At 64.3% G+C, this 15364-nt stretch carries 10 protein-coding genes; 9 read left to right on the top strand and 1 reads right to left on the bottom strand.

The genetic code is table 11. The annotated features are described in order from the left end of the window. Positions 1 to 154: 154 nt before the first annotated feature. Positions 155 to 1027: a UTP--glucose-1-phosphate uridylyltransferase GalU gene (galU, locus tag PHR85_RS13885; protein WP_300055356.1), complete on the bottom strand. Its 873-nt coding sequence runs from the start codon at positions 1025 to 1027 to the stop codon at positions 155 to 157. A gap of 672 nt (positions 1028 to 1699) precedes the next feature. Between galU and PHR85_RS13880 the strand changes: the two genes are divergently transcribed. From PHR85_RS13880 to tssH, 9 genes are all read left to right on the top strand, one after another. Next, positions 1700 to 3214, top strand: a complete 1515-nt coding sequence (locus PHR85_RS13880) for a ShlB/FhaC/HecB family hemolysin secretion/activation protein (RefSeq protein ID WP_300055353.1) — start codon at positions 1700 to 1702, stop codon at positions 3212 to 3214. Positions 3215 to 3351: 137 nt separating this feature from the next. Further along, entirely contained in the window at positions 3352 to 7299 is a 3948-nt protein-coding gene (locus PHR85_RS13875) for a YDG domain-containing protein (RefSeq protein ID WP_300055350.1), read from the top strand. Positions 7300 to 7339: 40 nt separating this feature from the next. Next, positions 7340 to 8392: a type VI secretion system protein TssA gene (tssA, locus tag PHR85_RS13870; RefSeq protein ID WP_300055347.1), complete on the top strand. Its 1053-nt coding sequence runs from the start codon at positions 7340 to 7342 to the stop codon at positions 8390 to 8392. Positions 8393 to 8456: 64 nt separating this feature from the next. Then, positions 8457 to 8972: a type VI secretion system contractile sheath small subunit gene (gene tssB / locus PHR85_RS13865; protein WP_300055344.1), complete on the top strand. Its 516-nt coding sequence runs from the start codon at positions 8457 to 8459 to the stop codon at positions 8970 to 8972. A 72-nt stretch (positions 8973 to 9044) separates the two neighbouring features. Continuing rightward, positions 9045 to 10538: a type VI secretion system contractile sheath large subunit gene (tssC, locus tag PHR85_RS13860; protein WP_300055343.1), complete on the top strand. Its 1494-nt coding sequence runs from the start codon at positions 9045 to 9047 to the stop codon at positions 10536 to 10538. Positions 10539 to 10637: 99 nt separating this feature from the next. Then, on the top strand, positions 10638 to 11126 hold the full coding sequence (locus PHR85_RS13855; protein WP_300055341.1) for a type VI secretion system tube protein Hcp: 489 nt from the start codon (positions 10638 to 10640) through the stop codon (positions 11124 to 11126). 134 nt (positions 11127 to 11260) lie between these two features. Then, positions 11261 to 11752 (top strand): type VI secretion system tube protein Hcp, encoded by a 492-nt coding sequence (locus PHR85_RS13850; RefSeq protein WP_300055338.1) that lies wholly within the window; start codon positions 11261 to 11263, stop codon positions 11750 to 11752. Between the two features lie 9 nt (positions 11753 to 11761). After that, positions 11762 to 12595, top strand: coding sequence for a type VI secretion system accessory protein TagJ (locus PHR85_RS13845; protein ID WP_300055335.1), 834 nt, complete (start codon positions 11762 to 11764; stop codon positions 12593 to 12595). 31 nt (positions 12596 to 12626) lie between these two features. Further along, positions 12627 to 15359 carry a type VI secretion system ATPase TssH gene (tssH, locus tag PHR85_RS13840; RefSeq protein WP_300055332.1) on the top strand — a complete coding sequence of 911 codons (2733 nt, stop codon included), beginning with the start codon at positions 12627 to 12629 and terminating at the stop codon, positions 15357 to 15359. Positions 15360 to 15364: the final 5 nt, after the last annotated feature.

The raw sequence follows: 15364 nt of genomic DNA, 5'->3' as shown, positions 1-15364 counted from the left end.
CGCACCCGATGCATCACTTGCGCGAAATCCAGCGTCTTACCCTTGAGCATCCCAGCCATGACAGCCTCTGTCAGAAGTCTCTACGCCTCCAGTTTGCTCTCGTTCGGCCAAATTGAGAATTGCTGGCCAGCGACCCACTCGCGCGACAGCGGGCTCAGCTGGCCCGCTGGTCCAGCCAGTCGGAGAAATCGGCGCCGACCTCGGCATGACGACGGCCCAGATCGACCGTGGCCTGCAGGAAGCCGAGCTTGCTGCCGCAGTCGTAGCGCGTGCCTGCGTAGCGGTAGGCGAATACCTTCTCGCGCCGCAGCAGCTGCGCGATGCCGTCGGTCAGCTGGATTTCGCCGCCGACGCCGCGCGGCAGGTTCTCGAGCTCCTTGAAGATACCCGGCGTCAGGATGTAGCGACCGGCCACCGCCAGCGTGGTCGGCGCGACCTCGGGTGCCGGTTTTTCGATGATTCCCGTGACGTCGAGCAGGCCGTCATGCACCACGGTCCCGGAGACGATGCCGTAGCGCTTGGTGTGCTCGCGCGGCACGTCCTGCACCGCCAGCAGGCTGGTGCGCCACTCGGCGTATTGCTGCACCATCTGCGCCATGACGGGCGGCTCGCCCACCATCAGGTCATCGGCCAGCAGCACGGCGAAGGCCTCGTTGCCGACCAGATCCTTGGCGCACAGCACCGCGTGTCCCAGGCCGAGCGCGCGTGGCTGGCGCACGAAGACGCAGCTCATGTCGGCCGGCGCGATCGAGCGGGCCACCGCGAGCAACTCCTTCTTGCCGGCGGCTTCCAGTTCGCTTTCGAGCTCGTAGGCGGTGTCGAAATGGTCCTCGACGCTGCGCTTGGTGCGCCCGGTCACGAAGATCATCTGGCGGATGCCGGCGGCGTAGGCCTCCTCGACCGCGTACTGGATCAAGGGCTTGTCAACCACGGGCAGCATTTCCTTGGCGCTGGCCTTGGTGGCGGGCAGGAAGCGGGTGCCGAGGCCGGCGATCGGGAACACGGCCTTGCGTATCGGAGCAGTCATAGGGAGTTGATATGGAAAAAAATGGTCTTGTTGGCGTGCTGCAGGCGGTGTTCGTTCGAGAGCTCCCCGCAGTGGGGCGCCTCGTGCGTCGGCGAGCAAACAGATGCTTCGACCTATTCTACGTACTTGAGAGCGACTTCCGGCTTGTAGCGGAAAGTTCTGTTTTTTCAGGCACCGATGAATGCGGGCTGTCGGATCCAGGCTTCATGTCGATCAGATCACGTCTGGAGTGCTTATCAATTGGAAAAAATAAATTCAATCATTGATGTTGATGCAATTTCAATTAATTATATAAAATCTGATAAATAATTTATCTATTGATTTTCTGCGCATGACGGGTCCCAGTCTTTGATTGCCTGGTTCCATTGGCTATGTTGAGATATTTTGATTCTTGTGCTATAAGCCCCGACAGGGGGTGGCCGATCTTTCGTCTCAGGGATGAAGGCGGTTTGCAATTTGTCGGCACAAGGCGCAGGCGTCAATATGAAGCAATCACGCAATTCAAAACCCGGGCCTTGGCCAGTACCTGTCGCGCCCGCACGAATTGCGCCGCCTCCATTCCGGTGTCGGCTGATGATGTTGTCGTTTGCGTTGCCGATTTTGCTGAACCCGCAAGCCTACGCGCAGTCTGTCAGTACGGCCTTGCCAGCATCCGCGCCAAGCTCCGGACCGATGGTTTTTCGCATCGATGCCGTTCGAGTCGAGGGCAATACCCTGTTGTCCCCCGCTACGCTGGATGCGTTGCTGGCCGACCTGCCTGGCCCGTCACGCACGATGTCCGACCTCAAGCAAGCTGCAGCAAGGCTGCAGCTTGCGTACCGCGAGGCAGGCTACGGCGGCGTGCTGGCCTTCGTGCCGCCACAGGCGCTGGGTGCCGGGCCAGTCCTGATCCGTGTCGTCGAGGGCAAGCTCGCCAAGGTCAGGGTCACGGGCAACCGCCATTTCTCCGCTGGCAATGTGCGCGCAGGCCTGCCCAGCCTGCGCGAGGGTGCCACCCCCGTCGTGCCAAGCGTGGATCGCGATATCCAGCTCTCGAACGAGAATCCGTCCAAGCACCTCAGGGTCACGCTGACCGCCGGTGCCCAACCTGGCGAGATCGATGCCGAAGTCCGGGTGCAGGACAGAAATCCCTGGCAGTTTTCGCTGGGCTACAACAACCCTGGCACCGAGCCGACTGGACGGCATCGGCTCAGCTTCGGCATCCAGCATGCCAACCTGAGTGACAGGGACGACGTCATCAGCGCCCAGTTCCAGACCTCGCCCGGTCACTTCGACCAGGTCAAGGTGTACGGCCTGGGTTACCGTCTGCCGGTCTATGCCCGGGCGGCGACGCTGGACGCCTTCCTCGCCCACTCCGATGTCAGCAACGGCATCACGCAGACCCTGGCCGGACCGCTGGCCTTCGCGGGCAAGGGCACGGTGCTGGGGGTGCGCGGCAATCTGCACTTCGATCGTCGCGGCGACTACGATCATCGCATCGGCCTGGGACTGGACTGGCGCGACTACGACAACGACTGTTCCTACCTCAGTCTGGGGCCGCTCGGCACGGCCGCCTGCGGTCCTGCTGCCGTGAGTTCGCATGTGTTGCCCTTGATCCTGTCCTATACGGGGCAGGCGCAGGGCGTCCAGTCCGCCTGGGGCATCAACGCCTCCCTGTTCGCCAATCTGGGCGGCAGCGACCAGTCCACTTTCGAGGCCGCCCGCCCGGGGGCCAGCAAGCATTTCTCCAAGACCCGTTTCGATGCCTTCGGCCAGCTGCGACTGCCCGCCGGCTTCGCGCTGGGTGGAAATATTGAGGCCCAGTACAGCCCGCACGCGCTCATCTCGGGCGAGCAGTTCGGCATCGGTGGTGCGGGCAGCGTGCGCGGCTACATGGAGCGCGAACTGGCCGGTGACTACGGTCACGCGATCCGCGCCGAATTGCTGGGCCCCAGCTTCGGCGGTGATGGTTTGAGTCTGCGCCCGCTCCTGTTCGTGGACCATGGCCGGATTGCCAAGCGCAAGGGGGCGACCTGCGGCGCCGCTGGGCAAGCCGCCTGCAGCATCACGGGCGCGGGGGTTGGCTTGCGCCTGAGATTCTCTGACCGCGCCACCGCAAGCGTCGAATGGGCACGCGCCCAGGATGATGCGATCCACACGTCGAGCGGGGACAGGCGGGCGCATGTGGCCATTCAGCTCGCCTTCTGAGCGCCCGATGAGCGGCATGTCTGGCATGCCGATTCGTCCTTGTCGATGCCAACAAGACCAGATCCAGCGGGAGTTCCAACATGAGCCGTCATGCCGTCCAATCGAGTAGCGCGGAGAGCCCAGGCCGAAGTGTTCCTGTGCTGCATCCTCTTTGTGCGGCCCTGGCGGTTGCCTTCACGCTGGCGGTCGGCACGGCCTGGGCGCAGTTGCCCAGCGGTGCCCAGGTGGTCAACGGCAGTGCCAGCATCGTCACCAACGGTTCCGCCCTGACGATAAGCAACAGTCCCAACGCCATTCTGGACTGGCGGTCCTTCTCGATTGGCAGCTCCAACAGCGTCCATTTCCAGCAGGAGAGCGCCGCCAGCCAGGTGCTCAACCGTGTCGTGGGCCAGGACGCCAGCCACCTGTTCGGCAGCCTGAGCTCCAACGGCCGCGTCTGGCTGGTCAATCCGCATGGCGTGCTGTTCGGCCCCGGTGCCCGGGTGGATGTTGCCGGGCTGGTCGCCTCCACGCTCGGTATCAGCAACGGCGACTTCCTGTCCGCTCGAAATGCCTTCGTGGCGTCGGCGGACCGCACCGGCGCGCAACTGCTCAACCAGGGCCAGATCACCACGACGACAGGCGGCCGCGTCTGGCTGATCGGTGACAGCGTGCGCAACGAAGGGTTGATCCAGACCCCGGGCGGGCAGATCGTGCTGGCAGCCGGCAAGAGCATCGAGCTGATCGATTCCGGGGCGCCCAACCTGGCGCTCCGCCTGACAGCACCGGACAACGAGGTGCTCAATCTGGGCCAGCTGATCGCATCCGGTTCGAGCGCCAGCATTGACCTGCATGGCGGCATCGTCAACCAGCAGGGCATCGTCCGGGCCGACAGCGTCGGCGCCGATGCGGCCGGGCGCGTGGTCCTGCGGGCGCAGGGCAACATCGAACTGGGTGATGGTAGCCAGACCTCTGCCCGCGCAGCCGGTTCCGGAGCCGGTGGTCAGGTCATCGTCGATTCGAATGCTGGCACCACGCTCGTGAGCGGCCAGGTCATGGCCACGAGCCTTCAAGGGCAGGGCGGCAGGGCGCAGCTGCTCGGCGACCGGGTGGGCATCTACCATCAGGCCTCTGTCGACGTCTCGGGCGCGTCCGGCGGCGGCACTGTCCTGGTGGGTGGCGATTACCAGGGAAACAATCCGCTGGTGCGCAATGCCCAGTCGACCTATGTTGGTCCCGACGTCAAGCTGCGGGCGGACGCCATCGCTCAGGGCGATGGCGGCCAGGTGATCGCCTGGAGCGATCGCGCGACCCGTGTCTACGGCAGCCTGAGCGCACGCGCAGGGCCTGAGGGTGGCGACGGTGGACTCATTGAAACCTCGGGGGCCTATCTGGATGCCAGGCCTGCTGCGATCGATGCCACGGCAGCCAAGGGCAGGCCGGGTACCTGGCTGCTCGACCCCAATGACATCGTGATCGCCCCGCATGACGGGGTAAACAGCCGCATCGACGACAGCAGGCCCCCCGATCTGACGTCGACAGACGACTCGGCGATCGTCGACACCCTGTACCTCATGAGAGCTATCGGACAAGGACAACGGGTCGTCATCCGCACCGGCAGCGCCGGCGGCAACAGCCAGGCCGGCGACATCACGGTGGCCGGCAATGTCAACGTGGACTACTCCCAGTGGTGCGAGAGCGTTGCCTGCGCGCAAGGCTCGCTGACGCTGCAGGCGCAGCGCAACATCACTGTCAACCCCGATGTCCAGATCAGGTCCCATAACGGGGCCATGCCCTTGAGCCTGCAGGCTGACAGCGATGGCAACCAGGACGGCGGCATCCTGATCGGCCGGGGTGCCCTCCTCGACAGCGGAGGTGGGAACATCGTGTTGCATGGTCCCGGAGTCCAGGGCATCCGGGTGGATGGCGCCACCATCGATTCGGGTGACGCAGTCCTGTCGCCAACCGGTTCTGGCACCGTGTTCGAGCTTGGTACCGTCCTGAGCAGTTCTGCGTCCGGGGACGCGATCGTGGTGCGCAGCGGCAGCTTCGACAACTTGGCCGGCGCCGGTGCGCTGAATGCGCCCAACGGCCGCTGGCTGGTTCATACCGATGGCGCCTCCTTGACACAGATGGGGGGATTGCCATACGACTTCGTCCAGTTCAATGCCAGCCAGTCGACAAGTCCGGGGCAGGAAAGCGGCAACGGCCTGCTTCATGCCGAAAGTCTTGACCTACAAGGCAGGATCTCGCGCGTGTACGACGGGACAGTGAATGCGGCCCTGGACGCCTCGACCGTCATCAGCGGGGCTCCAGTCGGCTACCAGGTTGGTATCTTGCAGCCAGGTGCGGGAAGTTTTCCCGACAAGCATGTCGGCATTGACAAGCCGATCACGCTTGCCACCGAGCCGGTGCCGGTGCTGAGCGTGATGGATGTTGCGGGTAAACCAGTATACGGACATTCCACTCACTACACAGGTGACATCACCCCAGCCCAACTGTCCATCTCGGCCAAGGCTCAGGACAAGGTCTATGACGGTGGGCGCAGCGTCACCCTGACCGACCTGAGTCGGACGGGTGTGGTGGCTGGCGACAGCGTGAACGTCTCGGCGACCGGCAGCTTTGGCGACGCCAATGCCGGAGCCTTCAAGTTGGTCGGGGTGAACTGGAGCCTCAACGGTGGCGACGCCGGCAATTACACGCTCAACCCGCCGGCGGGGCTGAACGCCAGCATCATCCCGGCGCCGCTCAACTTCGTTGCTGACCCTGCGCTTGGGTTTGTCCGTCGGAGTCTTCCTGCCTTGAGCGGGACAGTCAGCGGATTCGTGGCGGAGGAATCATGGCCGGCCAGCTGGTCGACTACGGCTCAATCCTCGTCGTCTCCAGGCTCTTATCCGGTCTATGGCATGGTCGCTTCGGGCAACTACCACGCCATCCAGGCTGAAAGCAACGGCACTGCGCTGACGCTGGTGGATGGAGGTCCTGCCTCACCGCCGGAGGAAGCCGCCAGGGCCGCCGAGGCCGCCATGGCGGGCATGTTTCCCTTGCTGATTCCTCCTTCCGGTTTCGTCACGGTCGGCTTGGTCGATCTGTCTTCGCTGAGCCAGGGCAAGCTCTTTGGCCCGGTCAATGTCCGCGCCATGAGCTCCAGCGACCTGGCCGGTCTGCTGGCGTCACGCCACGAGTTCAAACGCCAGCTGTTTGCCGATTCGATCGACAAGCTAGAAATCGACCCCAGTCTGGCCGATGTCAAGTCCTGTGTCAGTGCCGAGGAGGCGGGCAGCGGCCTGTGCCGCATCACCCCGGAGATCATCGCTGACGTGCAGGCCAAGGCGACTCAGGCGCAGCCCGTCGATCAGGCGGCGGGCCCACAGCACCAGCCCGCCTTGCCGCTGATCCAGCGCAAGATCGCTGTGCTGTTCGGCAGCAACGACTACGGCGACCGTCGGATTCCCAGGCTTGAGAGTGCCATACCCGACGTCGAAGCCGTATCCAAGATGCTCAACGAGCGACTGGGCTACGAGGTGCGCTTGCTGCGCAACCCCGGCAAGGCCGACATCATCCGTACCCTGAACCAGGTCTCGCTGGAGGCCCGGCCGGCCGACAGTGTGCTCATCTACTACGCCGGCCACGGCTACTCGCTCGAAAAGCATGGTGCGGGCTACTGGATCCCCGCCGACGCGCCGGTCGATGACCCGACGCGCTGGCTTTCCAATGCTGACATTTCCCGGCTGCTGGCCGGCTACCAGCCGCGGCAGACGGCGCTGATTTCCGACAGCTGCTACTCCGGTGCCTTCGCGCGCGAAGCGCTGGATGGACTGGGATCGCAGGTCAACGCGCAGGCGGTGCTGAGCAAGCGGTCGGTCGTCGTGCTGTCTTCGGGCGGTGACGAGCCAGTCACTGACGAAGGCAAGGATGGCCATTCGATCTTCGCCTGGAACTTCATGCAGTCGGTCAACTCGGTGCAAGGCTGGACGCCAGGCAATTCCATCTTCCGGCAGGTGCAGACCGCCGTCAAGAAGGAGTTCCCGCAGACACCCCAGTACGGTGCCGTGACGGCCGCAGGGCACCAGCGCGGTGGCGAGTACCTGTTCGAGGTCCGCTGAAGGCTGTGTTCGACATCAACCCCCGAGTGAAAGGCATGTCATGAGTCTGGAGCAGTGGCTGGCGCCGGTGTCCGCAGAGAATCCATGCGGTCCCAACCTGGAATACGACGCGCAATTCCTGGCCCTTGAGGAGTCGGTGCGGATCCAGCCCAAGCAGGAGTTCCGCCGCGAGGACGGCGCCACGATCGAGGTGGAAGGCGCTGAAATCCAGTGGCCCGTCGTGCTGGAGCAGGCGCAAAGCTTGCTGACGCGATCCAAGGATCTGCGCGTCGCCCTCCTGCTGACACGCGCCCTGCTGCATCAGGAGGGCTACCGAGGCATCGCGCTCGGACTGGAACTGATCAGACGCTTGTTGCAGGAGCAATGGCTTGGGCTGCACCCTGGACTCGACCCGGATGATGGCGACCCCACCATGCGTCTCAACGCGCTGGCCTCGCTCAATGCGCTCGATGCGATCGCGGGCGACGTCCGTGCCAGCCGCGTCCTTGACTCGCGCCAGCATGGCCAGCTTTCGGTGCGCGATCTCGAAGTCGCGCAAGGCCGCCTGGAGGTGGCGCCCGATGAGGTCAAGCTCACTCCAGCCCAGGTCGAGGGCCTGCTCGACGCGGCGCTCAGCCTGTCTCCCGATCTCGCGGCACAGGCACTATCCGCCGTGACAGACCTCGATTCCATCATCGCCTGGCTGGGGGAGCAGGTCGGCGCTGCACAGGTCCCGGACCTGTCCCGGCTGCATGGCATGCTGCTGCTGGTGTCCCAGTCGCTCAATCGCAACTTGCCATCCCCTCAAGACCATCCGGCTCAAGATCCGGAATCTTTTGCTCCCGATCAGGCGTCCCTGGGATTATCCCGGGAGGCTCCTGTATTGCCGAACATAGGACAAATGCATGACCGCAATGATGTGGTGCAGGCGCTTGGAATCCTTTGCGAGTATCTTGAAAAGAATGAACCCACCAACCCGGTTCAGATATTGTTGCGGCGGGCCCAGCGCATGATGAACATGAGTTTCCTGGAATTGATGCAAGACATGGCGCCGGAAGGGCTGGAACAGGCGGAAAAAGTCGTCGGAGAGAAGCTGGTCAAGGATGACGAATGACGGGATATCTGTTACTGTGAGTTCATATTGATTGGCCATCGTTTGGGTGGAAGGGGGAGATAGAATGCCGACCAGCAGCCAGAAATTCATTGCGCGCAACCGGGCACCCCGGGTCCAGATCGAATACGACGTCGAGCTTTACGGCGCCGAAAAGAAGATCCAACTGCCCTTCGTCATGGGTGTGCTGGCCGATCTCTCCGGCAAACCAACCGAGCCACAGCCCGCGGTGGCCGAGCGCAAGTTCCTTGAAGTCGACGTCGACAACTTCGACAGCCGCATGAAGGCCATGAAGCCGCGCGTCGCCTTTCAGATTCCCAACACGCTGACCGGCGAAGGCAGCCTCAACGTCGAGTTGACCTTCGAGAACATGGACGACTTCTCGCCGGCGGCGGTCGCGCGCAAGGTCGACGCGCTTGGAAAGCTGCTGAGCGCGCGCCAGCAGCTTTCCAACCTGATCACCTACATGGACGGCAAGTCGGGCGCCGAGGACCTTATCGCCAAGGTGCTCAACGATCCCGCCCTGCTCGAATCACTGGCTGCCGCGCCCAAGCCCCAGCAGCCGCCGCAGGGGCAGCCCTGAGATCCTGCCGGCAGGGCTTGAGCGGCGGCGCGCGCCGGTTCGTGGCAAATCCAAGAAATGAGGGTGGTTGAAATGGCAGACGCACAAATCCAGACCGAACTGCAGCCTGGCGCTGCGCCCTTGGCAGACGACTTCACCGCATTGCTCCAGAAGGAGTTCAAGCCCAAGTCCGACGAGGCCAGGGAGGCGGTCGTCAAGGCCGTCCAGACGCTGGCCCAGCAGGCGCTGGCGCAGACCCAGCTGATCGGCGTGGATGTCGTCAAGTCGATCGAATCCATCATTGCCGAACTCGACCGCAAGCTCTCCGAGCAGGTCAACCAGATCATCCATCATCCGGACTTCCAGCAGCTCGAAGGTGCCTGGCGCGGCTTGCATTACCTGGTCAGCCACACCGAGACCGACGAGTTGCTCAAGATCAGGGTCGCCAACCTCTCCAAGGCTGAACTGGGCAAGACGCTCAAGAAGTTCAAGGGCACGGCCTGGGACCAGAGTCCGCTCTTCAAGAAGGTCTACGAGGAGGAGTACGGCCAGTTCGGCGGCGAGCCCTTCGGCTGCCTGGTCGGCGATTACTACTTCGACCACAGCCCGCAGGACACCGAGCTGCTGGGCGAGATGGCCAAGATCTCGGCGGCGGCCCACACGCCTTTCATCACGGGTGCCTCGCCTTCCGTCATGCAGATGGATTCCTGGCAGGAACTGGCCAACCCGCGCGACCTGACCAAGATCTTCACCACGCCCGAGTACGCCGCCTGGCGCTCCCTGCGCGCGTCCGACGATGCCCGCTACCTGGGTCTGGCGATGCCGCGTTTCCTGTCGCGCATCCCCTACGGCGCCAGGAGCAACCCGCTCGAGGATTTCGATTTCGAGGAGGAAACGGGAGCGGCTGACCACAGCAAGTACACCTGGTCGAACGCGGCCTATGCGATGGCCGCCAACATCAACCGCTCGTTCAAGGAGTTCGGCTGGTGTTCGCGGATCCGGGGCATCGAATCCGGCGGCGCGGTCGAGGGTCTTCCCGTCCACACCTTCCCGACCGACGACGGCGGCGTCGACATGAAGTGCCCGACCGAAATAGCGATCAGCGACCGCCGCGAGGCGGAACTGGCCAAGAGCGGCTTCATGCCTCTGATCCACCGCAAGAACTCGGATTTCGCGGCCTTCATCGGCGCCCAGTCGCTGCAAAAGCCGGCCGAATACGACGACCCGGACGCGACCGCCAACGCCAATCTGGCGGCCCGCCTCCCTTATCTGTTTGCCTGCTGTCGCTTCGCGCATTACCTAAAGTGCATCGTGCGTGACAAGATCGGATCCTTCAAGGACCGGTCCGCGATGGAGCGCTGGCTGCAGGACTGGATCATGAACTACGTCGACGGCGACCCGGCCCACTCCTCGGAGCAGACCAAGGCCCGCCGCCCGCTGGCGGCGGCCGAAGTGATCGTCGAGGCGGTCGAGGGCAGTCCGGGCTATTACCAGTCCAAGTTTTTCCTGCGGCCGCATTACCAGCTCGAGGGCCTGACGGTTTCGCTGCGCCTGGTCTCCAAGTTGCCCAGCGAGAAGGCCGCCTGAGCCTGCCAGCCTGTCCTTGATTGCACGATGGCGATTACGGTCCACGTCGCTTTCGTCATTTCCGGCTAGGCAGTGGATCGTCAACAAGGGAGATTGGATATGGCTGTCGACATGTTCCTGAAAATCAAAGGTGTGGATGGAGAGTCCATAGACAAGTCACACAAGGGCGAAATCGATGTGTTGTCCTGGTCATGGGGCATGTCGCAGAGCGGCACGACCCATATGGGCGGCGGCGGCGGATCGGGCAAGGTCAGCGTGAACGATATCAGTCTGACCAAGTACGTCGATGCCTCGACCAACGCGCTCATGTTCGGGTGTTGCAAGGGCACGCACTTCGACCAGGCCGTGCTCGTGGTGCGCAAGGCCGGCGGCTCACCGCTCGAATATATCAAGCTGACGATGAAGGAAGTCATCGTGAGTCAGCTCTCGACCGGTGGCAGTGGCAGCGAGGACCGGCTGACCGAGAACCTGACGCTCAACTTCGCCGAGTTCAAGTTCGAGTACCAGACGCAGGGCACCAAGGGTGGCAAGGAAGGCGGAGCCAGAATCGCCGCCTGGAACATCGCTGAGAACACACCTGCCGGTTGAACGACTGGTCTGGCGGTAGCCCCACCTGGGCGTGTTTGAGGCCAGGGCGAAGCCAGGCCGGATTCTCATTCCGGGCTGGTCCGGTACGCGCCGGGCCAGGGCTTTGCTGTCAGTCTTCATGAAGGGTGTTCGTCATGGCCCAACGCGATATGTTTCTCCGCATCGAAGGCAGCCGCCAGGGCTTGGTGCGGGGCGAGTCGCTGGACAAGTCTCACCTCGGCGAGATTGACGTCATGTCCTGGTCCTGGGGCATGGACAGTCCCGGCGATGCGTTTGGCCTGCCGACGGGACGCACCAACATGGAGCTGTTGCGCGTGAGCAAACGGGTCGACAGCGCGACGACGGCCCTGATGTCGGCCTTGCGCAACAACGAGGTGATTCGCAGGGCGGTGCTGACGGTGCGCAAGGCCGGTGACGAGGCGCTGGCTTATCTCACCATCACGGTGGAAAACGCCCGTCTGGTGCACCAGCGTGTCATGGGCGGCGAGGGGGCCGACAGCTCGATCCTGTCGGAGGAGCTCGGCTTGAGTTTTCAGAAGGTGACGGTCGAGTATGTGCCGCAGATCAAGACCGGTGGCGGACGCGGTACCAACAGCTTCGAAACCACGATCAACGAAAAGATCTGAGGCCATCAATTGAACAGCCCTACCGATGCGGAACAGGCCCTGCGCGACGGTCGTCTCGATCAGGCGCTGAAGCTGTTGCAGGATCAGGTCCGCTCCAGCCCTTCCGATGCCAGATTGCGCATCTTCCTGTTTCAGCTGCTGGCCATCATGGGGCAGTGGAACCGGGCCTTGGTCCAGCTCGGACTGGCCGGCGAACTCCAGGCCTCCGCGCTGGCCATGGTGCAGATGTACAGCGCCGCCATTCATTGCGAACTCCTGCGCGCCGAGGTTTTCGCGGGCAAGCGCTCGCCGCTGATTCTGGGTCAGCCCGACGAATGGCTGGCCCTGCTGGTCGAGTCGCTGCTGACCGCCGGACAGGGCCGCCTTGCTGACGCCGAGGTCCTGCGCTCAAGGGCCTTCGACGCAGCTCCGGCGCAGGCGGGCAGCGTAGACGGCAAACCCTTCGGCTGGATCGCCGACGCCGACATGCGGCTGGGGCCGGTGTGCGAGGCCCTCATCGAGGGGCGCTACTACTGGTTGCCGTTCGACCGCCTGGCCAGGATCGTGATCGAGCCGCCGGTGGATCTGCGCGACGCCGTCTGGATGCCAGCCCGTTTCGAATTCGCCAACGGTGGCGGCAGCGTCGGCTTGATCCCGACCCGTTATCCGGGCTCCGAGTCGCACCCCGACCCGGCGATTCAGCTGGCGCGACGCACCGAATGGACCGAGCGCACCAGCGGGGTCTATGTCGGCTCAGGCCAGCGGGTGCTGTCGACCGATCAGGGCGAGCATGCATTGATGGACCTGCGCGAGATCACGCTGACGCCAGCGGCGGGTCGGGACCCGTCCGTGACCCTCGAATGAAATGGCCGGATCTCCGGCAAGGACCACCACCATGAGCGAAATCAGTCGGGTTGCCTTGTTCGGCAAGCTCAATTCGCTGGGCTACAAGGCGATCGAGGGCGCCACGGTCTTTTGCAAGCTGCGCGGCAATCCCTATGTCGAACTGGTGCACTGGATGCAGCAGATCCTGCTGGCCCCCGATTCGGATCTGCACCGCATCGTGCGCCATTTCGAGCTCGATTCGGCTCGGCTGGCCGGCGACATCACGGCGGCGCTGGACCGCCTGCCGCGCGGTTCGACCTCGATCTCCGACCTGTCCGAGCCGGTCGAACGCATCGTCGAACGCGGCTGGGTTTATGGCTCGCTGATGTTCCAGTCCTCCCAGGTGCGCACCGGGCATCTGATCATCGGCGGGCTCAAGACCCCCAGCTTGCGCAGCGCCCTGCTGGGTATCTCGCGCCAGTTCGAGTGCGTGCGCGCCGACAAGCTGACCGAGGAATTCGACCGCATCGTCGGCGGCTCACCCGAGGAGGCGCTGGGCGCATCGGATGGATCCTTCGCCGGCGCCTTGCCGGGAGAGGCCAGCGGTGCCATCGCACCGGCGCAGCTCGGCAAGCAGGAGGCGCTCAAGCGCTTCACGACCGATCTGACCGAGCAGGCGCGCCAGGGCAGGATGGATCCGGTGGTCGGCCGCGACGAGGAGATCCGCCAGGTCGTCGACATCCTGATGCGTCGGCGCCAGAACAATCCGATCCTGATCGGCGAGGCCGGCGTCGGCAAGACCGCCGTGGTCGAGGGCTTCGCGCAGCGCATCGCGCGCGGTGACGTCCCGCCCAGCCTGCAAGCGGTCAGCCTGCGCGCGCTCGACGTGGGCCTGCTGCAGGCCGGGGCGAGCATGAAGGGCGAGTTCGAGCAGCGCTTGCGCTCGGTGATCGACGAGGTCCAGGCCAGTCCAAAACCCATCATCCTTTTCATCGACGAGACGCATACCCTGGTCGGTGCGGGCGGGGCGGCTGGCACCGGCGACGCGGCCAACCTGCTCAAGCCCGCGCTGGCGCGCGGCACCCTGCGCACCATAGGCGCGACCACCTTCGCCGAGTACAAGCGCCACATCGAGAAGGACCCGGCGCTGACGCGCCGTTTCCAGGCCATCCAGATCGACGAGCCCAGCGAGCCCTTGGCCATCGCCATAATGCGCGGCATCGCCACGACGATGGAGCGGCATCATCGGGTGCGGATTCTCGACGAGGCACTGGAAGCAGCGGTCAGGCTCTCGCACCGCTACATCCCGGCGCGTCAGCTGCCCGACAAGGCGATCAGTCTGCTGGACACGGCCTGCGCGCGCGTGGCGGTCAGCCTGCACGCGACGCCAGCCGAGGTCGACGACTGCCGCAAGCGCATCGCCGCGCTTGAGACCGAGCTCGAAATCATAGAGCGTGAGCAGGCGATCGCGATCGAGGTCGGCGACCGCGAATCCAAGGCGAGCGCAAGCCTGGCTGTTGAACGCGAGCGGTTGCAGGCCCTCGACGCGCGCTGGGAACGGGAGCGCATTCTGGTGGCCGAGCTGCTGGCGTTGCGCGGCAAGCTGACCGCACCCGCACCCGCACCCGAGGCAGAACCAGTCACGTCCGAGCTGGCTCCTGCTGCCTCGTCATCGGCCGCCGTGGGCGAGGCTAGGCCCGATGCCGTCCCGGACAGCGAAGCGATGCGGCTTCGACTGAAGACGGTGCAGGCCGAATTGACCGATCTGCAGGGCGAGCGGCCACTGATCCTGCCGACGGTCGACTACCAGGCAGTGGCCTGCGTCGTCGCCGACTGGACCGGCATTCCGGTCGGTCGCATGGCCAGGAACGAGATCGAAACCGTACTCAATTTGTCAACCATCATGGGCCAGCGCATCGTCGGGCAGGACCACGCGATGCGCATGATTGCGCGCCGCATCCAGACCTCACGGGCCGGGCTCGATAATCCTTCCAAGCCGATTGGCGTCTTCATGCTGGCCGGCTCGTCCGGCGTGGGCAAGACCGAGACCGCGCTGGCATTGGCCGAGGCGCTCTACGGTGGCGAGCAGAACGTCATCACCATCAACATGAGCGAGTACCAGGAGGCGCATACGGTCTCGACCCTCAAGGGCGCACCGCCCGGCTATGTCGGCTACGGCGAGGGGGGCGTGTTGACCGAGGCGGTGCGACGGCGGCCCTACAGCGTCGTCTTGCTCGACGAGATCGAGAAGGCCCATCCGGACGTGCACGAGATCTTTTTCCAGGTCTTTGACAAGGGCTGGATGGAGGACGGCGAGGGGCGGGTGATCGATTTCAAGCACACGCTGATCTTGCTGACAACCAATGTCGGTACCGAGCTGATCACGCAGATGTGCAGTGACCCCGAATTGATGCCCGATGCCGAGGGCCTGGGCAAGGCGCTGCGCGAGCCGCTGCTCAAGGTCTTCCCGCCCGCGTTGCTTGGCCGGCTGGTGGTGCTTCCTTACTACCCGCTGAGCGACGCCATGATCCGGGTGATTGCGCGGCTGCAACTGGGCCGCGTGGCGCAGCGCGTCGAGCAGAACCACCAGGTGCCGTTCAGCTATGACGAGGCGGTGGTGGGACTGATCGCCAGCCGCTGCACCGAACTCGAGAGCGGTGGGCGCATGGTCGATGCGATCCTGACCAACACCCTGCTGCCGACCATCAGCGAAGAGTTCCTGCGCCGCCTGCTGGAAGGCAAGCCGGCCACCCGGGTCCATGTCGGCGTCAAGGCGTCCGACTTTAGCTACGAATTCGACTGAAGCGC

It is taken from the genome of Malikia sp., from assembly GCF_028687635.1.
GTDB lineage: Bacteria > Pseudomonadota > Gammaproteobacteria > Burkholderiales > Burkholderiaceae_C > Malikia.
Note: the sequence above shows the minus strand (reverse complement) of the source record. Positions and strands in the feature narration are given on the sequence as shown.

Coding starts and splice junctions, on each gene's coding strand:
- galU (WP_300055356.1), bottom strand. CDS start 1,027: ATGACTGCTCCGATACGCAAGGCCGTGTTCCCGATCGCCGGCCTCGGC.
- PHR85_RS13880 (WP_300055353.1), top strand. CDS start 1,700: ATGGTTTTTCGCATCGATGCCGTTCGAGTCGAGGGCAATACCCTGTTG.
- tssA (WP_300055347.1), top strand. CDS start 7,340: ATGAGTCTGGAGCAGTGGCTGGCGCCGGTGTCCGCAGAGAATCCATGC.
- tssB (WP_300055344.1), top strand. CDS start 8,457: ATGCCGACCAGCAGCCAGAAATTCATTGCGCGCAACCGGGCACCCCGG.
- tssC (WP_300055343.1), top strand. CDS start 9,045: ATGGCAGACGCACAAATCCAGACCGAACTGCAGCCTGGCGCTGCGCCC.
- PHR85_RS13855 (WP_300055341.1), top strand. CDS start 10,638: ATGGCTGTCGACATGTTCCTGAAAATCAAAGGTGTGGATGGAGAGTCC.
- PHR85_RS13850 (WP_300055338.1), top strand. CDS start 11,261: ATGGCCCAACGCGATATGTTTCTCCGCATCGAAGGCAGCCGCCAGGGC.
- tssH (WP_300055332.1), top strand. CDS start 12,627: ATGAGCGAAATCAGTCGGGTTGCCTTGTTCGGCAAGCTCAATTCGCTG.